The sequence below is a fragment of the Burkholderia latens genome (assembly GCF_902499045.1).
In the GTDB taxonomy this organism is placed as follows: Bacteria; Pseudomonadota; Gammaproteobacteria; order Burkholderiales; family Burkholderiaceae; genus Burkholderia; species Burkholderia latens.
This window is the reverse complement of record NZ_CABVPL010000080.1, coordinates 1-17,240: the sequence shown is the minus strand read 5'-3', so window position 1 is coordinate 17,240 and position 17,240 is coordinate 1. Positions and strand designations below refer to the sequence as shown.

Below are 17,240 nucleotides of genomic sequence, written 5' to 3'. Positions count from 1 at the left end.
AGCCGCCCGTCGGCGCCACGCTTCGGGCCCGCGCGGCGCGAAGCCGCACCACGCGGCGCGGCGCGTTCGCCCGCGCCTGGCGCGGACGGCGCGGCATCGTCCGCGTCGAACGGATCGGCGGAATCGGCAACGGCGGCAGCGGAACGGCGGGGTGACACGGGCATCGGATCGTCTGGGTGCTTCGCAAGGCAAGTACAATAGCGGCTTTCACGTCGTCCGAACGAACGGCGCCGGCCAGGCCGCGCATCCCGCCATCATAGCGGCTCGCGCGCGCCATTCATGCGTTTCCGCCCTGTCGGCGGCGCCCGCCGGCCGTTTCGAACCAGCCCGCATGTTCACGCTTTCCGATTTCGATTTCAATCTGCCGCCCGAGCTGATTGCGCAAACCGCGCTGCCCGACCGCACCGCGAGCCGCCTGCTCGAGGTCGACGGCTCCGTCGAGCCCGCCCGCTTCGTCGATCGCCGTTTCACCGAGTTGCCGTCCTGCATCGCGCCGGGCGACCTGCTCGTGTTCAACGATACCAAGGTGCTGAAGGCACGGTTCTTCGGCCAGAAGGCCAGCGGCGGCAAGATCGAGGTGCTGATCGAGCGCGTGACCGGCACGCACACGGCGCTCGCGCAGATCCGCGCGAGCAAGTCGCCGGGCGCCGGCACGACGCTGCGCCTCGCCGACGCGTTCGACGTGACGGTCGGCGAGCGCGTCGAGCCGTTCTTCACGCTGCACTTCCCGGCGCCGTGCCTCGACCTGATCGAGCAGCACGGCCGGCTGCCGCTGCCGCCGTACATCGAGCACGACGCCGACGCGAACGACGAGACGCGCTACCAGACCGTCTACGCGAGCAATCCGGGCGCGGTCGCCGCGCCGACGGCCGGGCTCCATTTCGATCAGCCGCTGCTCGAGAAGCTCGACGCGATGGGCGTCGAGCGCGCGACGCTGACGCTGCACGTCGGCGCCGGCACGTTCCAGCCGGTGCGCGTCGAGAACATCGCCGAGCACAAGATGCACAGCGAGTGGTACGACCTGCCGCAGTCGCTCGTCGACAAGATCGCCGCGACCCGCGCGCGCGGCGGCAACGTGATCGCGGTCGGCACGACGTCGATGCGCGCGCTCGAAGCCGCCGCGCGCAGCGCCGACGAAGCTGGCCGCCCGCTCGCGGCGACGCAGGCCGAGACCGACATCTTCATCACGCCCGGCTACCGCTTCCGCGTCGTCGACCGGCTCGTCACGAACTTCCACTTGCCGAAGTCGACGCTGCTGATGCTGGTGTCCGCGTTCGCGGGCGTCGAGACGATCCGCGCCGCGTACCGGCACGCGATCGACGAACGCTACCGCTTCTTCAGCTACGGCGACGCGATGCTGCTCACGCGGCGCGACACGCCGGAGGCGCCGCGCGCGTAAGCGCGGGCGGCCAGCATCGGCTTGACGCGCGCGGCGGCCGGCGTATTGCATGGCCGCCGCGCCCTTTGTTGCGTTGCGCGCGCTACGCTCGCGCACCCGCTTTCCCCGCCGCCGGCTGCCCGGCGGCGCTACCAACATGCGCCGGACTGTCTTCCGGTGGCAAGGAGAATGACGCGATGACCGAAGGTTCATCCCACGATACGCACGCCGATACGCACGCCCCCGTGCAGGACCGCCCCGCGAACGGGCTCGAATTCGAACTGCTGACGACCGACGGCCATGCGCGCCGCGGCCGCGTGAAGCTCAACCACGGCACGGTGGAGACGCCGATCTTCATGCCGGTTGGCACGTACGGCACCGTGAAGGCGATCCAGCCGCGCGAACTGCACGAGATCAAGGCCCAGATCATCCTCGGCAACACGTTCCACCTGTGGCTGCGACCCGGCCTCGACACGATTGACGCGCACGGCGGCCTGCACGGCTTCATGGGGTGGAACAAGCCGATCCTGACCGACTCGGGCGGCTTCCAGGTGTTCTCGCTCGGCGACCTGCGCAAGATCACCGAGGACGGCGTCACGTTCGCGTCGCCGATCAACGGCGACAAGCTGTTCCTGTCGCCGGAAGTGTCGATGCAGATCCAGAAGGTGCTGAACTCCGACATCGTGATGCAGTTCGACGAATGCACGCCGTACGCGACCAACGGCGTGCCGACGACGCACAAGGAAGCGGCCGACTCGATGCGCATGTCGCTGCGCTGGGCGAAGCGCTCGCTGGACGAATTCGACCGGCTCGGCAATCCGAATGCGCTGTTCGGGATCGTGCAGGGCGGGATGTTCGAGGACCTGCGCGACGAATCGCTCGCGGGCCTGTCCGAGCTCGGCTTCCACGGCCTCGCGATCGGCGGGCTGTCGGTCGGCGAGCCGAAGGAAGACATGATGCGCGTGCTGCGCCACGTCGGCCCGAAGCTGCCGGCCGGCAAGCCGCACTACCTGATGGGCGTCGGCACGCCGGAGGATCTGGTGGAGGGCGTCGCGAACGGCGTCGACATGTTCGACTGCGTGATGCCGACCCGCAACGCGCGCAACGGCTGGCTCTTCACCCGCTTCGGCGACGTGAAGATCCGCAACGCGACGCACAAGAACTCGCTGAAGCCGCTCGACGCGAGCTGCACGTGCTACACGTGCCAGAACTTCTCGCGCGGCTATCTGCACCATCTGCACCGCGTCGGCGAGATCCTCGGCGCGCAGCTGAACACGATCCACAACCTGCACTACTACCTGCAGCTGATGACCGAGATTCGCGAAGCGATCGAAACCCATACGTTCGACGCGTTCCGCCAGCGCTTCGCGCAGGATCGCGCGACAGGCGTCGACTGACGGCGGTCCGCGCGGCGCGCACGGCACGTCATCCATCCGATGGATGGGGTGCCGCGCTTGCGGCGTGGATCTCGTTGTCATACCGACAGCGGGATTTCTGCTTCAATGCACGCTCGATCGGAACCGCCGCGGCATTCTTCCGCACGCACGCCATTCGCCGCACGCCATCCTCGCTCGCTACAAGCTGATCCACTTCAGGAACTTTCCCCACAGTCCCTGTTTATCTCTCGGATCCTCATCTTTCCGGCCGGATGCGATGTACTCGAAAATAAAATTCGAGATACCTTCTACAGTCAGCGGGAAATCATCCCGAATGAACACCGGAATATTGAAATGCTTGAACGTCATCGTCAAAAACATTGCAATATCGTCGTGACCGATCTTGAAGTCATTGAGCAAATGCGTACCTCTTGACACCTCATCTCGTTCGATAAATGCGATTTCCCTGACGAGAATATCGATCACCTTCTCAATTATTTCTTCTTTTGACGGAACAGGTCGCGCTTCATTTTCCATATCTTGCGTCATAAGCGCACTTTCCGATAACCTCCGCGTCAATGATGCCCAGGGCAATGGCACCATACCCGGAAGCTCGCGCGATCACGCCGAACACACGGACCGTACCCAGAGTCTTCCTGGCGGGTCGCGCCGCCGCAGTGCCGGAAGGCAATACCAGTCTGGGAAAAAATTTGAGCCCTACGCTACTGACGATGTTCGTGTACTTGCTTGCCTGCGGATGCACCATGTGACCAAGAAGCCTTTTGTGATTGGCATCCCCGCCGCTCCCGTCAGGCCATAGTGTTCTTTTGCACACTCCCACAAATCGACCACGATGGAATCTTCCGGCTCGAGCAAGTCTGAAGATCGCGAAAACGACAACACTTCATAACCGACGGAATTTTCCGATGGCGCGACGATTGTCGCGCCCGTATTACTGGACCGCCGATTCAAATCAAGAAGCAAGCGCGACCGATCAGGCCGAAACCCGTCGACCTTGTCGTGATTTATCTCGCTGATACCCGCCCTCACTGCCGAATCGAGTGACATCCGCACCTCCATTGCCGAACGTTATTTCAGCACCATAATCGAAATCTCATCTCGAAAATAGAAAATCCAATCCCGCTCTCCCGGCGCGTCATGCTCATCGAAGCGCTCGCCGACGAATTCAGCGGGCTCCGCCATCCCGATGTGCTGTTCGAAATCGAACAGGGCGGAACGTTCGGGGACTGCGCGGCGAATGGCCCGCGGAGCTGCCGGGACGCCGCTTCCGTGGCCTCGCAGCGCAAGCTGCCGGTCGGCCAGCCGAAAGGTCCGGTCGATGGCATCGCGGAAGGTGTCGACATCATCGACCGTCGATACCCAGCCGTCACGCGACGCACGAGAAGGCACCATAGTCGTCCGATGCAAGGCCGACCTGCCATCCTTCTCGCACGGCCACCTGCGGTCGAGGAATGCGCCCCGCGAAGCGGTCGTAGCCGCTTGCGGCCGACGTATTCCTGAAACACGTCGCGGACGCGCGGCGTCGACGGACGACAGGACAGCCTGGCGAACCGCCCGTGACCGCCCGCAACATAAGACGAGTACTAAATGTGCACGGAACCTACCAGCCCAGACCACCCAAACATTACAATTACCTTTCCGCACATCGCAACGGCGGCGCTGTGCGCTTTAACAGCTTGATCCGAAAGCGCATTTGCCGCGCCGTTTGCGCATGGGGCCGGTGGTAGAATAACCGGCTTATTTTTCGATCTTCCCCTACGGAGAGACCAACGTGCCGTTCATTTCCAATGCCTTCGCGCAAGGTGCCGGTGGCGCCGAATCGAGCCTGATGAGCTTCCTGCCGCTCATCCTGATGTTCGCGGTGCTGTACTTCATCATGATTCGCCCGCAGATGAAGCGCCAGAAGGAACACCGCAACATGCTCGCGGCCATGGCGAAGGGCGACGAAGTCGTCACGAGCGGCGGCCTCGTCGGCAAGGTGACGAAGGTCACCGAAGGCTACATCGGCGTCGAAATCGCCGAAGGCACCGAAATCACCGTGCAGAAGGCTGCCGTCACGACCATTCTGCCGAAGGGCACGATCAAGTCGCTGTAAGGCTTTCACCGAGCGTCCGGCTCCCCGCGCCGTGCCCCGCCTGAGAGAGCGGGCCGGCGCGGCGCCGGACGCGACGCTTTCACGCCAACCATCCGTTCGGCCCCCTCATGAATCGTTATCCAATCTGGAAATATGTCGTGATGGTCGTGGCGCTCGCCATCGGCCTTCTGTACACATTGCCCAACTTCTTCGGCGAAGCGCCGGCGGTGCAGGTGTCGAGCGGCAAGGCCACGGTCAAGCTCGATTCGACCACGCTGACCCAGGTCGAATCCGCGCTCGCGTCCGCGCAGATCAAGCCGGACGACATCACCTTCGAAAACACGGCGACCAACGCGAACATCCGCGTGCGCCTGAAGGACACCGATACGCAGCTGCGCGTCAAGGACCTGCTGCAGAAGTCGCTGAACACCGACCCGAACGATCCGCAGTACGTCGTCGCGCTGAACCTGCAGAGCGCGTCGCCGCGCTGGCTGACCGCGCTGCACGCACTGCCGATGTATCTCGGCCTCGACCTGCGCGGTGGCGTCCACTTCCTGCTCCAGGTCGACATGACCGGCGCGCTCACGAAGAAGCTCGACTCCGACGCATCCGACGCGCGCTCGCTGCTGCGCGACAAGAACATCCGCGACGGCGGCGTGAGCCGCGTCGATCAGTCCGTCGTCGTCAACTTCAGCGACGCGCAGACGGCCGAGGACGCGCGCAAGGTGCTCGCCGCGTCGATCACCGAACTGCAATGGGCGACCCAGCCCGGCGGCGGCGGCACGCAGGTCGTCGGCACGTTCACGCCGGCCGTGCAGAAGGCCGTCGAGGACGCCGCGCTCAAGCAGAACCTGACGACCCTCCACAACCGCGTGAACGAACTCGGCGTGTCCGAGCCGATCCTGCAGCAGCAAGGCAACGACCGCATCGTCGTCGAACTGCCGGGCGTGCAGGACACCGCGAAGGCGAAGGACATCATCGGCCGCACCGCGACGCTCGAGGCGCGCCTCGCCGATCCGATCAACACGCACCCGAACCCGAACGACCCCGTGCCGCCGGGCGAGGAGCTGTTCACGCAGGGTAACCAGGTGCCCGTGCTGTTGAAGAAGGACGTGATCTTCACCGGCGACCGCATCATCGACGCATCGGCCGGCTTCGACGAACACCAGCGTCCGTCGGTCAACATCCGCCTCGACTCGGCGGGCGGCCGCTCGGTGCGCACGGTGTCGCGCGAGAACATCGGCAAGCCGATGGCGATGGTGCTGTTCGAGAAGGGCAAGGGCGAAGTGCTGACGGTCGCGACGATCCAGTCCGAACTCGGCGACCGCTTCCAGATCACGGGCCAGCCGACGCCGCAGGCCGCGGCCGACCTCGCGCTGCTGCTGCGCGCCGGTTCGCTCGCGGCGCCGATGGACATCATCGAGGAACGCACGATCGGCCCGAGCCTCGGCGCGGACAACATCAAGATGGGCGTCCACTCGGTGATCTGGGGCTTCTGCGCGATCGCCGTGTTCATGATCGCGTACTACATGCTGTTCGGCGTGATCTCGGTGATCGGGCTGTCGGTGAACCTGCTGCTGCTCGTCGCGGTGCTGTCGCTGATGCAGGCGACGCTCACGCTGCCGGGTATCGCGGCAATCGCGCTCGCGCTCGGCATGGCGATCGACTCGAACGTCCTGATCAACGAGCGCGTGCGTGAAGAACTGCGCGCCGGTCAGCCGCCGCAGCTCGCGATCCAGGCCGGCTATGCGCATGCGTGGGCGACGATTCTCGACTCGAACGTCACGACGCTGATCGCCGGCCTCGCGCTGCTCGCGTTCGGCTCGGGCCCGGTTCGCGCGTTCGCGATCGTGCACTGCCTCGGCATCCTGACGTCGATGTTCTCCGCGGTGTTCTTCTCGCGCGGGATCGTCAACCTCTGGTACGGCGGCCGCAAGAAGCTGAAGTCGCTCGCGATCGGCCAGGTGTGGAAGCCGGAAGGCGCTGCGGCCGGTGCCGCCGGCGCAACGTTCGACGCGGCAGACGAATCGACCGACACCGCGCGCGCCGCGAAGCTCGCCGCACCGGCGAACGGCAACGCGCCGCGCGCCGGCAAGCCGCAACTGCGCAACCGTGCGCAGCAACGCGTGTCGCCGAAGAAACCGGGCTCGACCCAATAAGGCCCCGGAGACGAAGCCATGGAATTTTTCCGCATCCGTAAAGACATTCCGTTCATGCGGCACGCGCTGGTGTTCAACGTGATCTCGCTGGTCACGTTCCTCGCCGCCGTGTTCTTCCTGTTCCACCGCGGGCTGCACCTGTCCGTCGAATTCACCGGCGGCACGGTGATCGAGGTTCAGTACCAGCAGGCCGCGCAGCTCGAACCCGTGCGCGACACGCTCGGCAAGCTCGGCTACGCCGACGCGCAGGTGCAGAACTTCGGCACGTCGCGCAACGTGCTGATCCGCCTGCAGCTGAAGCAGGGCTTGACGTCCGCGCAGCAGAGCGACCAGGTGATGAACGCGCTGAAGGCGCAGAGCCCGGACGTGACGCTGCAGCGCGTCGAGTTCGTCGGCCCGCAGGTTGGCCGCGAGCTCGCGACCGATGGCCTGCTCGCGCTCGCGTGCGTCGTGATCGGCATCGTGATCTACCTGTCGTTCCGCTTCGAATGGAAGTACGCGGTGGCGGGCATCATCGCCAACCTGCACGACGTCGTGATCATTCTCGGCTTCTTCGCGTTCTTCCAGTGGGAGTTCTCGCTGGCGGTGCTCGCGGCGATCCTCGCGGTGCTCGGCTACTCGGTCAACGAGTCGGTCGTCATCTTCGACCGGATCCGCGAAACGTTCCGCCGCGAACGCAAGATGAGCGTGCAGGAAGTGATCAACCACGCGATCACGACCACGATGTCGCGGACGATCATCACCCACACGTCGACGGAAATGATGGTGCTGTCGATGTTCTTCTTCGGCGGCCCGACGCTGCACTACTTCGCGCTCGCGCTGACGGTCGGCATCATGTTCGGCATCTACTCGTCGGTGTTCGTCGCGGGCTCGCTCGCGATGTGGCTCGGCATCAAGCGCGAAGACCTGATCAAGGAAAAGAAGACCGCGCACGATCCGGACGATCCGAACGCCGGCGCGCAGGTTTAAGCGCCACGCTGCTTCGGCGGATATACGAAGGCCGGTCCTGTTGGACCGGCCTTTTTTCATGCGGGCGTCGCCGCCCTCTTCTTGCGGCGCGATCGCACGGGTGGGGCTGGCTACGGTATCGTGCCGCGCTGGCTCGTGCCGCCGCGTCGCGATGGTGGCGGGACCGCTATTTCAACGGTAAGTCAGACACCGCATCGCGTAATTGCGCGGCGCGTCTGTTATTGAGTTCTGCAACACAGGCCAGACGCTGCATCTCAAGCGCATTGCCAATAGCACCGCCGCCCAATGAGGAGGCAAATGCGCATTGCGCTTTGCGATATTTGATGAAAGCTTTCTTCGAGGCGGCCAGCCTGATTTTTGCCAGATTGACGTATTTGACGTCCTCATCCCACTTGGCAAACGCCACACGTACTTTTTCTTCGGCACGCTTTAGCTCGACCTCGCTTGCCTCTTGCTTCCGCTGCAAACATTCTCTTACTCCGGTTATTTCATACGAGCATTCGCCGCGCAGTTCTCGCTCGCTCTGAGCCGAAGTATGCGAGGCAGCTATCGAAACGAGCGGAAAAAAACAGCTGCAACCAAAAATACTATTCTGTACATATCGTGCCCGTCCCGTTTGCGCAGGCCGGCAGCGTGCGGCAAAAGCCGCACGAGCAACGCGTGCGCGCGAATGTCGATCCGTCGACTCGCAGCTCCGGCGGCCGCTCAATGCGCCGGTAGAGCCGCGATTGCGAAGGTTGATGCTAAAGCCGGCGAAGCCGGTCTGCGAGGCGGAAGGCTAATCCGTCTACACGATTCCGGATTCCAACTCAATCCGGCCCGGTCATCAGGCACGACAATATTTTCCTTTCTGGTAATGGCGAATTGCGCCATTCCGGCAAATCCCTTTTCTGAAATCCTTCCAGAGACTGATAGCCACTCACATTCCAGTTGTAACCGCTTGCTCGCTCAACCTCTACGACTGAGTAACGACATCGACTACTGCGATTCTTCAAACGAAAGACTATTCGCTCTCGCTCGCCATCGAATTTTTTCTCTAGAATTTCATAGGACGACGACTTGCAGCTGCTGTAGCTTGAATTCCACTCGATTGTCTTGGCGCGTACATAGAGTCCACCTGAACAGGCTCTGCCGGTTCCCTGGAAGGCGCCTTTAAAAGCGTTGTCGGCAGCGGCCAACGTACTTGACAAAGTTCCGAGGGACACACCCAGCGCCAAGACCACTAGTACGCGCATATCGCTGTTTCTCCCTTTCGAATTAGTGCAAGGGCATAGTCGAGCTTCTTTGCATACATTGAATCGCCAACGTTATAGCTTGTTGCAATGCTCGACGTTGTGATCATTTTCCAGCCGGCGATAACTCTCCTCAGCGATGCCTTGCGATACTTCAAGGTCTGGCCGGGTCGCAATATATGCGCGGCAGGATTGAGTTTTTGGATGGTCTCCACGGTACTGCCTTTTGCCTTGGCAATTTTTGAGATGCTGTCTCCCGCCTGCACATTCATTTCATAGGTAGCGCCATCCGAATCCGGAATGCTCTTGATCGCATAGTTCGCCATACGCATCAACAGGTAACCAATTCCGGCACGGATGTTGTAGGCACCCATGGTTGTTGCTGCACCTGTGGTCAATCGATCTTTCCATGCAGCAGGAATAATCAAATCGCCACCCTCGTTACCCGCCAACAGCGATCTCAACCCCGGGTCCCCCGGGTTTCCTATTTGCATTGGATTCGACTCCCATTTCCTGCTTTCGGCACCGGTCTCTACCCACACCATCGCCTTGATAAGCTGCTAATCCAACGGCCTGTATCCTGCTATCCCGGAAAGATGGCGGTTGTACTCGTCGACTGCCATCCGGATTTCGCAATCCCAGGAATCCCATCTGGTATCGCCTACCGCCTTGTCGATGCCGTCCTGCCATTTCTCGAAGCCTGTCTTCGATGGTGCTTGAACCGCCATATCAGTCCTTTCCGGTCAATTGCCGGGTGGTGTGCGAAATATCCCGCAAGACTCTACAAAGTGCAGGACAAAATCGCCATAAGACGTGACTGAATTTGGCATGGCTCATTTTGAGCCAGCTGCAATCGCGGAAATACCATCAACCGGACCGCGCGATTACATGACGGTATTACGACATGCTTGGCAGTACAAAACTGCCGTCTCAAAAGGCGGCTGCCCTCCGCCCGCGTCTCACCGAAGCGTCACCGGAACCCGAACCGCTTGCGGAGCACGACCAGCGCCGCGAGGCTCAGCACGGCCGCGAACATCAGATAGAAGCTCGGCGCGGTATTCATCCCGGTCGTCTTGATCAGCCACGCGATGATGAACGGCCCGAAGCCGCCGAAGATCGTCACGGCGACGTTGTACGCGAGCGACATCCCGGTCGTGCGCGTCTGCACCGGAAACACTTCGGACAGCAGCCCGGGCAGCGCCGCGAAATAGCCGGTCATCAGGAACGCGAGCAGCACCTGCAGCGCGATCAGCGTGCCGAAGCCCGGGTGCGCGACGAGATACGCGAACGCCGGATAGATCAGCACGAGAATGCCGACGGCCGGTGCGATCATCACGCGCACGCGGCCGTAGCGATCCGACCAGTGGCCGACGAGCGGCGCGAACGCCATCTGGATCACGCCGACCACGAGGATCGCCGCGAACGCGGCCGACGGCGCGAGGCCGAGCTGCTTCACGCCGTAGGTCGGCATGAACAGCACGAGATAGGTCGCGACGGTGCCGAGCACCACCACGCCCATCGCCGCGATCAGCCGCGCCTTGTGCGACGCGAACGTGTCGCGCAGCGGGCTCGCGGTGCTTTCGGCCGCGAGGAACTCGGGCGTCTCGTCGACCTTCGCGCGGATGTAGTACGCGACCGGCCCGAGCAGCAGCCCGAAGAAGAACGGCACGCGCCAGCCCCACGACGCCATCTGGTCGGCCGTGAGTTGCGCGTTCAGCACGGTGCCGAAGCCCGCGGCGAGCAGCGTCGTGAGCCCCTGGCTCGCGACCTGCCAGCTCGCGAAGAAACCGCGCCGGCCGGGCACGTGCTCGGCGAGGAACGCGGTCGCGCTGCCGAATTCTCCGCCGGCCGAGAAGCCCTGCATCAGCCGCGCGGCGACGAGGATCAGCGGCGCCGCGACGCCGATCGTCTGGTAGGTCGGCAGCACCGCGATCACGAGCGTGCCGGCCATCATCAGCAGGATCGACAGCGTGAGCGCGGCCTTGCGGCCCGCGCGGTCGGCATACGCGCCGAGCACGATCGCGCCGAGCGGGCGCATGAAGAACGACACGCCGAACGTGCCGAGCGTGAGCAGCAGCGACACGGTGTCGTTGCCGGCCGGGAAGAACAGCTTCGAGATCGTCACCGCGAAAAAGCCGTAGACGACGAGATCGAACCACTCGAGCGCGTTGCCGATCGATGCGGCGACCACCGCGCGCCACACGCGCGGCGACGAGGCAATGGAGCTGGACTGCGTGACGGCATGCATCGGCGATCTCCTTGTCGTTGTACGTTCTGTTCGAGGCGGCCGCCGTCGCGCCGTCGGCCTGCCTAGCGCCGCACGATCCGCTTGGCCACATGCGGCGCTCGGGCGATTATAGGCGCGCAAAAAAAACCGCCGCGCCCCGGTAACGGGAGCGCGGCGGTTGGCCCGCGGCGGCCGGCGCGACGGCCGGCCTCGCCAGCGAGTCTTACTGCTGCTTGACGGCTTCGGCCGTGATCAGCAGCTTGGTCTTCATCTTGAAGCCGTACTGCTTGCCGTAGTCGAGGCCGAACTCGTCGCGGCTGAATTCGCCGACCGCGTCGACGCCGCACACTTCACGCTTGAGCATCGGATGCGGCATGCACTTGAGCGAATCGATCTTCAGCGTCAGCGGCTTCGTGAAGCCATGCAGCGTCAGGTTGCCGACGACCGCCACCGGCTTGTCGCCTTCGAACTTGATCGTACCCTTGTAGTTAGCCTGCGGGAACTTCGCCGCATCGAAGAATTCGGCCGTCTGCAGGTGCTCGTCGAGCTTCGCGCTGCCCGTATGGATCGACGCGATGTCGGTCGTCACGTCGACCGTGCCGGTCTTCGCCGCGCGATCGAGCGTCACGGTGCCGCTCGACTTGTCGAACTTGCCGCGCCAGACCGACAGGCCGCCGAAGTGGTCGGCCTCGAAGCTCGGGTACGTGTGGCTCGGGTCGAACTGGTACGTTGCGCTGTCGGCGAAGGCCGAGAACGACAGCGAAGCGGCCAGCGCGCCGGCGGCGATGATCAGATGCTTTTTCAAACTTTTTCTCCTAGGAACGGCGCCGCGCCCTCGCGCGGCATTCAGTTGACGCGGCAACCTGCCGCTTACTTCGTCGCGACGAGATGGAACTTGATCTGCACTTCGTCCGCGACGATCGACGTGTCCTTCCACTCGCCGGTGCCGACGTTGAAAGTCGAACGCTTGATCGGCAGCACGCCGTCGAACGTCTGCGTCGCGCCGTTTTGCGCGACCGTGACGGGCACCGTGACGGTCTCGGCCTTGCCCTTGATCGTCAGCTTGCCGGTCACGTTGTACTTGTTGCCGCCGGCCGGCGCGATCGCCGACGACACGAAGGTCGCCTGCGGATAGGTCTTCGCATCGAACCAGTCCTTGCCGGCGACCTGGTCGTTGTACATCTTGTCGCCGAGGTCGAAGCTCGCGACGTCGATCGTCATTTGCGCGCTGCCCTGCGCGGCCTTCGCCGGATCGAACTTCACCTGCGCGGAGAACTTCTTGAATGCGCCTTCGGTCGGCACGTTCATCTGCTTCGACACGGCGGACACCTTGCTCTTCGTGAGGTCGACGTCGGCGTGCGCCGCGGCCGACGCGACGAGTGACACCGCGGCGAACGCGGTCAGCATGGAGCGGGAGAAAGACACTTTCATGGGATCCTTCATTTGGCAAAGGGAAGCATGCGCGACAACAGGCCGTCGCGGTCCAACACCTGGTGCTTGAGCGCCGCGAGCACATGCAGCGAAACGAGCGCAAGCAGAATGTAATTCAAAGTCACATGCAGCGTCTTGAAGGTTTCCTTCAGCACCGGATCGGGGTCGATCAGGCGCGGCAGCGGCACGATGCCGAGGTAGACGACCGGGATGTTCGACGCCGAGCTGTACAGGTAGCCGGTCGCCGGGATCACGAGCATCAGCACGTACAGCAGCATGTGCACGCCGTGCGACGCCGCGCGCTGCCATGCGGGCGTACCGCCGGGGAGCGCCGGCGCCGCATGCGTCGCGCGCCACAGCACGCGCACGACCGCCAGCGCGAACGCCGTCACGCCGATCCACTTGTGCCACGAGAAGTACTTCAGCTTGGTCGGCGTGAAGCCGGGGATGTCGGTCATCACCCAGCCGAGCGCGAAGCCGCAGACGATCAGCAGCGCGATCAGCCAGTGCAGCGCGATCGCGGTCTGCGAGTAACGTACCGGCGTGGCCGGCAGTGAATTCGATGCCATCGTGGAATCCTCAGTTGAGCGAACAGCTGCGTCGGCAACTTCAACCGACGCGTGTCAAGGGCGCCATGCTACCGCAACCTTTTGACCGACGCGGACTCTCAGAACAGGCGCGTCAGCCGGCTGCCATCCTTGCGCCATGTTACCGACCAGTCACCGGGACACCGGGCGTTGACACGTCCAAAAAGCCGTTTTGGTAAGATTGGCGCGGGTTCCGGCCCCGTCGACGCGTGTCCCAGCCGTCGCAACACCGCCTTTTCCATGCAACGATACGATCTGATTGCCTGTCACGAATGCGACGCACTGTTGCATAAACCGCGCCTGAGCGGCCGCGAGATCGCGCGCTGCCCGCGCTGCGACGCGCTGCTCTACCGCAACAGCACCACGCAGATCGAGCGCATCAGCGCGCTCGCCGTCGCCGCGCTCGTCACGTTCATCATCGCGCAGACCTTCCCGATCCTCGAGATGGACCTGAACGGCACGCGCGTGCAGACCACGCTGATCGGCGCGATCGACGCGCTGTGGCATCAGGGCATGGAGGTCGTCGGCGTGATGGTGTTCTGTTCGACGGTGCTGTTCCCGCTCGTCGAGATGGCCGCGCTGCTGTACGTGCTGCTGCCGATCCGGCGCGGCATCGTGCCGCCGGGCCTGAACCTCGTGCTGCGCACGATCCAGCTCGTGCGGCCGTGGGGGATGATCGAGGTGTTCATGCTCGGCATCCTCGTCACGATCGTGAAGATGGTGAGCCTCGCGCGCGTCGTGCCCGACGCCGCGCTGTTCGCGTTCGGCGCGCTCACGCTGATGACCGCCGTCGTGCTGATGTTCGACCCGCGCACGCTGTGGGACATCGCCGACGACCTGCGCGCCGGCCGCGCGCCCGGGCGGCCCGATCCCGCCGCCGCGACGCTGCCGGACGCGCCGCGCCAATGACGATACCCACCGCCGCCCGCGAGGGCTACGCCAGCTGCCACGCATGCGGGCTCGTGCAGACGATCGACCATCCGCACGCGCATTGCGCGCGCTGCGGCAGCGCGCTGCACGTCCGCACGCCGAACAGCATCATGCGCACGTGGGCGCTGCTGATCGCGGCCGCGATCCTGTACATTCCGGCGAACCTGCTGCCGATCATGCGCACGTCATCGATCGTCGGCTCGCAGGAAGACACGATCATGAGCGGCGTCATCTATTTCTGGACGTCCGGCGACTGGCCGCTCGCGGTGGTCGTGTTCGTCGCCAGCATTCTCGTGCCGATGCTCAAGCTCGGCGTGCTGACGATCCTCGCGACCAGCGCGCAGCGCCGCGCCGCGTGGCGGCCGCTGCAGCGCACGCGGCTGTACCGGATCGTCGAGCGGATCGGCCGCTGGTCGATGCTCGACATCTTCGTCGTGACACTGACCGTCGCGCTCGTCCATTTCCGTTCGCTCGCCGTCATCACGGCCGGCCCCGGCGCACTCGCGTTCGGCTCGGTCGTGATCCTGACGATGCTCGCGTCGATGCAGTTCGATCCCCGCCTGATCTGGGATCCAGTCGAAACTTCAGGGAAACACCATGAATAGTCCGCAAGGCCCGCAGCACGACGCGCCCCGGCCGCCCGATCCGGCCATCTCGACGAAAAGCGGCTGGCTGCCGTCGCTCGTGTGGCTCGTGCCGCTGATCGCCGCGCTGATCGGCATCGGCCTCGTGATCAAGTCCGTGCGCGAGCGCGGCCCGGAAATCTCGATCACCTTCCACAGCGCGGAAGGGCTCGAGCCGGGCAAGACGCAGGTCAAGTACAAGGACGTCGAGATCGGCACGGTCAAGACCATCAAGCTGTCGAAAGACCTGTCGCGCGTGCTCGTCCAGGTGCAGCTGAAGAAGGAAGCCGAGGACTTCGCGGTCAAGGGCTCGCGCTTCTGGATCGTGCGGCCGCGCGTCGGCGCGACCGGCGTGTCGGGGCTCGGCACGCTGCTGTCGGGCGCGTACATCGGCGTCGACGCCGGCCACGGGCAGGACACGCAGACCGATTTCACCGGCCTCGAGACCCCGCCGGCCGTGACCGGCGACCAGAAGGGCACGCAGTACGTGCTGCGCGGCGACTCGCTCGGCTCGGTCGACATCGGCTCGCCGGTCTACTATCGCCGCGTGCAGGTCGGCCAGGTGGTCGGCTTCTCGCTCGACAAGGATGGCACGGGCGTCACGTTCAACGTGTTCGTCAATGCGCCGTACGACCAGTACGTCGGCATGAACTCGCGCTGGTGGCAGGCGAGCGGCGTCGACCTGCGGCTCGATTCGAGCGGCCTGAAGCTGAATACGCAGTCGCTCGCGACGGTGATTCTCGGCGGCATCGCGTTCCAGACGCCGCCGAACCAGGATACCGGCGCGATCGCGCCGAACAACACGACCTTCCGCCTCGGCTCCGACGAGGGCGACGCGATGCGCGATCCGGACGGCCAGCCGCTGCAGGTCGTGATGAACTTCAATCAGTCGCTGCGCGGGCTCGGCGTCGGCGCGCCGGTCGACTTCCGCGGCATCGTGCTCGGCGAAGTGACGAACATCGGCATCGACTACGATCCGAAGACCAAGAACTTCCTGATGCCGGTCACGATGAACGTGTATCCGGAGCGGCTCGGCCGGCGCTTCCGCGAAACGATCGAGAGCAAGGGCGAACCGGCCCGCCGCGAGATCGTCGAGCGCCTCGTCCAGCATGGACTGCGCGGCCAGCTGCGCACCGGCAACCTGCTGACGAGCCAGCTGTACGTCGCGCTCGACTTCTTCCCGAAGGCGCCGCCCGCGAAGATCGACGCGGCACGCCAGCCGCTCGAGCTGCCGACCGTGCCGAACACGCTCGACGAGCTGCAGCTGCAGGTCGCCGACATCGCGAAGAAGCTCGACAAGGTGCCGTTCGACCAGATCGGCGCGAACCTGAACAGCGCGCTCGCGAACGCCGACAAGCTGTTCAAGCAGCTCGACACGCAGGTCGCGCCGGAAGCGCGCGACACGCTGTCGGCCGCGAAGCAGACCTTCTCGACCGCCGAGGCGACGCTGCAGCAGGATTCGCCGCTGCAGTCCGACGTGCGCGGCGCGCTGAAGGAGCTCACGCGCACGCTGCAATCGCTGAACGCGCTCGCCGACTATCTCGAGCGCCATCCCGAATCGCTGCTCAAGGGCAAGCCAGGAGATCAACAATGACGACCCCACGCGTGAACGGTCTCGCGAGCGGCGCGGCGGCAGTCTTCGCCGCGCTCGCGCTCGCCGCGTGCAGTTCGCCGCCCGCGCGGTTCTATACGCTGAGCCCGGTCGATGCCGCGGCGCCCGTGCGCACCGCGCCGGCCAACCCCGCGTTCCTGATCGAGGTGCCGTCCGTCGGCGTGCCCGAGCAGGTCGCGAAGAACCAGCTCGTCGTGCAGAAAAATGCCGCGCAGGTCGACGTGCTCGAGCAGGAGCGCTGGGCCGCGCCGCCCGCCGACGAAATCCGCCGCGCGCTGTCGGACGATCTCGCCGCGCAGCTCGGCACGATCGACGTCGCGAATTCCGCGTATCCGGCCGGCGTGCCCGTCTATCGGATCAGCGTAAACGTGCAGCGCTTCGAGTCGTGGCCAGGCAAGCGCGCGGCGATCGACGCGGTGTGGAGCGTGCGCGCGCTCGGCACGCAAGCGGTGATGACGTGCCGCACGAGCGTCGCGGAACCGGTCGCCGACGGCTATGACGCGCTCGTCGCCGGCCACCGGCGCGCGCTCGACGTGATCGCATCGCAGGCGGCGTCCGGCGTGCGCGCGATGGCCGCGCGGCGCGCCGCGGCGCGCAGACGCCGCTCGGGCGGGCCGGCGA

The 17,240-nt window shown here is 64.6% G+C and carries 19 protein-coding genes; 9 read left to right on the top strand and 10 right to left on the bottom strand.

The features are described from left to right. Positions 1 to 331 precede the first annotated feature (331 nt). Together queA and tgt are read left to right on the top strand one after the other, a co-directional pair. Entirely contained in the window at positions 332 to 1,399 is a 1,068-nt protein-coding gene (gene queA, locus BSE24067_RS31335; protein WP_151067851.1) for a tRNA preQ1(34) S-adenosylmethionine ribosyltransferase-isomerase QueA, read from the top strand. Between the two features lie 176 nt (positions 1,400 to 1,575). Next, entirely contained in the window at positions 1,576 to 2,775 is a 1,200-nt protein-coding gene (tgt, locus tag BSE24067_RS31330; RefSeq protein WP_151067853.1) for a tRNA guanosine(34) transglycosylase Tgt, read from the top strand. Positions 2,776 to 2,952: 177 nt separating this feature from the next. Here the strand turns inward: tgt and BSE24067_RS31325 are convergent, their stop codons facing one another. The 3 genes from BSE24067_RS31325 to BSE24067_RS31315 form a co-directional block, all read right to left on the bottom strand. Further along, positions 2,953 to 3,303: a hypothetical protein gene (locus tag BSE24067_RS31325; RefSeq protein WP_151067854.1), complete on the bottom strand. Its 351-nt coding sequence runs from the start codon at positions 3,301 to 3,303 to the stop codon at positions 2,953 to 2,955. Between the two features lie 168 nt (positions 3,304 to 3,471). Then, positions 3,472 to 3,822: a hypothetical protein gene (locus tag BSE24067_RS31320; protein WP_151067855.1), complete on the bottom strand. Its 351-nt coding sequence runs from the start codon at positions 3,820 to 3,822 to the stop codon at positions 3,472 to 3,474. Between the two features lie 21 nt (positions 3,823 to 3,843). Next, on the bottom strand, positions 3,844 to 4,167 hold the full coding sequence (locus tag BSE24067_RS31315) for a hypothetical protein (RefSeq protein WP_151067857.1): 324 nt from the start codon (positions 4,165 to 4,167) through the stop codon (positions 3,844 to 3,846). A gap of 379 nt (positions 4,168 to 4,546) precedes the next feature. Here BSE24067_RS31315 and yajC point away from each other — a divergent pair, with 379 nt between their 5' ends. The 3 genes from yajC to secF all read left to right on the top strand — a co-directional run bounded on the left by yajC (position 4,547) and on the right by secF (position 7,977). Continuing rightward, positions 4,547 to 4,870 carry a preprotein translocase subunit YajC gene (gene yajC, locus BSE24067_RS31310; protein ID WP_006476868.1) on the top strand — a complete coding sequence of 108 codons (324 nt, stop codon included), beginning with the start codon at positions 4,547 to 4,549 and terminating at the stop codon, positions 4,868 to 4,870. A gap of 107 nt (positions 4,871 to 4,977) precedes the next feature. Continuing rightward, complete coding sequence (secD, locus tag BSE24067_RS31305; RefSeq protein WP_151067858.1) at positions 4,978 to 7,008, top strand: protein translocase subunit SecD; 2,031 nt, start codon at positions 4,978 to 4,980, stop codon at positions 7,006 to 7,008. An 18-nt stretch (positions 7,009 to 7,026) separates the two neighbouring features. After that, the gene (secF, locus tag BSE24067_RS31300) at positions 7,027 to 7,977 is read left to right on the top strand and encodes a protein translocase subunit SecF (protein WP_151067860.1); all 951 of its coding nucleotides are present in this window, start codon (positions 7,027 to 7,029) and stop codon (positions 7,975 to 7,977) included. Between the two features lie 166 nt (positions 7,978 to 8,143). On the opposite strand, the gene BSE24067_RS32855 is transcribed toward secF, so the two are convergent. The 7 genes from BSE24067_RS32855 to BSE24067_RS31265 form a co-directional block, all read right to left on the bottom strand. Continuing rightward, positions 8,144 to 8,686 (bottom strand): lysozyme inhibitor LprI family protein, encoded by a 543-nt coding sequence (locus BSE24067_RS32855; RefSeq protein ID WP_279612910.1) that lies wholly within the window; start codon positions 8,684 to 8,686, stop codon positions 8,144 to 8,146. A 100-nt stretch (positions 8,687 to 8,786) separates the two neighbouring features. Further along, positions 8,787 to 9,182 carry a hypothetical protein gene (locus BSE24067_RS31290; RefSeq protein WP_249043830.1) on the bottom strand — a complete coding sequence of 132 codons (396 nt, stop codon included), beginning with the start codon at positions 9,180 to 9,182 and terminating at the stop codon, positions 8,787 to 8,789. A gap of 17 nt (positions 9,183 to 9,199) precedes the next feature. Further along, positions 9,200 to 9,673, bottom strand: coding sequence for a LysM peptidoglycan-binding domain-containing protein (locus tag BSE24067_RS33035; protein WP_341826507.1), 474 nt, complete (start codon positions 9,671 to 9,673; stop codon positions 9,200 to 9,202). 506 nt (positions 9,674 to 10,179) lie between these two features. Then, positions 10,180 to 11,457: an MFS transporter gene (locus BSE24067_RS31280; protein ID WP_151067864.1), complete on the bottom strand. Its 1,278-nt coding sequence runs from the start codon at positions 11,455 to 11,457 to the stop codon at positions 10,180 to 10,182. A gap of 202 nt (positions 11,458 to 11,659) precedes the next feature. Further along, positions 11,660 to 12,241 carry a YceI family protein gene (locus BSE24067_RS31275; RefSeq protein ID WP_151067866.1) on the bottom strand — a complete coding sequence of 194 codons (582 nt, stop codon included), beginning with the start codon at positions 12,239 to 12,241 and terminating at the stop codon, positions 11,660 to 11,662. Positions 12,242 to 12,306: 65 nt separating this feature from the next. Next, positions 12,307 to 12,867: a YceI family protein gene (locus BSE24067_RS31270; protein ID WP_151067868.1), complete on the bottom strand. Its 561-nt coding sequence runs from the start codon at positions 12,865 to 12,867 to the stop codon at positions 12,307 to 12,309. 8 nt (positions 12,868 to 12,875) lie between these two features. Beyond that, positions 12,876 to 13,436, bottom strand: a complete 561-nt coding sequence (locus BSE24067_RS31265; RefSeq protein ID WP_151067870.1) for a cytochrome b — start codon at positions 13,434 to 13,436, stop codon at positions 12,876 to 12,878. 258 nt (positions 13,437 to 13,694) lie between these two features. Here BSE24067_RS31265 and BSE24067_RS31260 point away from each other — a divergent pair, with 258 nt between their 5' ends. From BSE24067_RS31260 to BSE24067_RS31245, 4 genes are all read left to right on the top strand, one after another. Beyond that, positions 13,695 to 14,363 carry a paraquat-inducible protein A gene (locus BSE24067_RS31260; RefSeq protein ID WP_151067872.1) on the top strand — a complete coding sequence of 223 codons (669 nt, stop codon included), beginning with the start codon at positions 13,695 to 13,697 and terminating at the stop codon, positions 14,361 to 14,363. Next, positions 14,360 to 14,989 carry a paraquat-inducible protein A gene (locus BSE24067_RS31255; protein ID WP_151067874.1) on the top strand — a complete coding sequence of 210 codons (630 nt, stop codon included), beginning with the start codon at positions 14,360 to 14,362 and terminating at the stop codon, positions 14,987 to 14,989. The genes BSE24067_RS31260 and BSE24067_RS31255 overlap by 4 nt, the downstream gene beginning before the upstream one ends. Further along, complete coding sequence (locus tag BSE24067_RS31250; RefSeq protein ID WP_151067876.1) at positions 14,982 to 16,601, top strand: PqiB family protein; 1,620 nt, start codon at positions 14,982 to 14,984, stop codon at positions 16,599 to 16,601. The genes BSE24067_RS31255 and BSE24067_RS31250 overlap by 8 nt, the downstream gene beginning before the upstream one ends. Further along, a partial coding sequence (locus BSE24067_RS31245) for a PqiC family protein (RefSeq protein ID WP_174904974.1) occupies positions 16,598 to 17,240 on the top strand: 643 nt, incomplete at its 3' end. The genes BSE24067_RS31250 and BSE24067_RS31245, both read left to right, overlap by 4 nt.

What these genes read in the sequence shown, in the direction of transcription:
- queA (WP_151067851.1), top strand. Translation starts at nt 332, where the DNA reads ATGTTCACGCTTTCCGATTTCGATTTCAATCTGCCGCCCGAGCTGATT.
- tgt (WP_151067853.1), top strand. Translation starts at nt 1,576, where the DNA reads ATGACCGAAGGTTCATCCCACGATACGCACGCCGATACGCACGCCCCC.
- BSE24067_RS31325 (WP_151067854.1), bottom strand. Translation starts at nt 3,303, where the DNA reads ATGACGCAAGATATGGAAAATGAAGCGCGACCTGTTCCGTCAAAAGAA.
- BSE24067_RS31320 (WP_151067855.1), bottom strand. Translation starts at nt 3,822, where the DNA reads ATGTCACTCGATTCGGCAGTGAGGGCGGGTATCAGCGAGATAAATCAC.
- BSE24067_RS31315 (WP_151067857.1), bottom strand. Translation starts at nt 4,167, where the DNA reads ATGGTGCCTTCTCGTGCGTCGCGTGACGGCTGGGTATCGACGGTCGAT.
- secD (WP_151067858.1), top strand. Translation starts at nt 4,978, where the DNA reads ATGAATCGTTATCCAATCTGGAAATATGTCGTGATGGTCGTGGCGCTC.
- secF (WP_151067860.1), top strand. Translation starts at nt 7,027, where the DNA reads ATGGAATTTTTCCGCATCCGTAAAGACATTCCGTTCATGCGGCACGCG.
- BSE24067_RS31280 (WP_151067864.1), bottom strand. Translation starts at nt 11,457, where the DNA reads ATGCATGCCGTCACGCAGTCCAGCTCCATTGCCTCGTCGCCGCGCGTG.
- BSE24067_RS31270 (WP_151067868.1), bottom strand. Translation starts at nt 12,867, where the DNA reads ATGAAAGTGTCTTTCTCCCGCTCCATGCTGACCGCGTTCGCCGCGGTG.
- BSE24067_RS31265 (WP_151067870.1), bottom strand. Translation starts at nt 13,436, where the DNA reads ATGGCATCGAATTCACTGCCGGCCACGCCGGTACGTTACTCGCAGACC.
- BSE24067_RS31260 (WP_151067872.1), top strand. Translation starts at nt 13,695, where the DNA reads ATGCAACGATACGATCTGATTGCCTGTCACGAATGCGACGCACTGTTG.
- BSE24067_RS31255 (WP_151067874.1), top strand. Translation starts at nt 14,360, where the DNA reads ATGACGATACCCACCGCCGCCCGCGAGGGCTACGCCAGCTGCCACGCA.
- BSE24067_RS31250 (WP_151067876.1), top strand. Translation starts at nt 14,982, where the DNA reads ATGAATAGTCCGCAAGGCCCGCAGCACGACGCGCCCCGGCCGCCCGAT.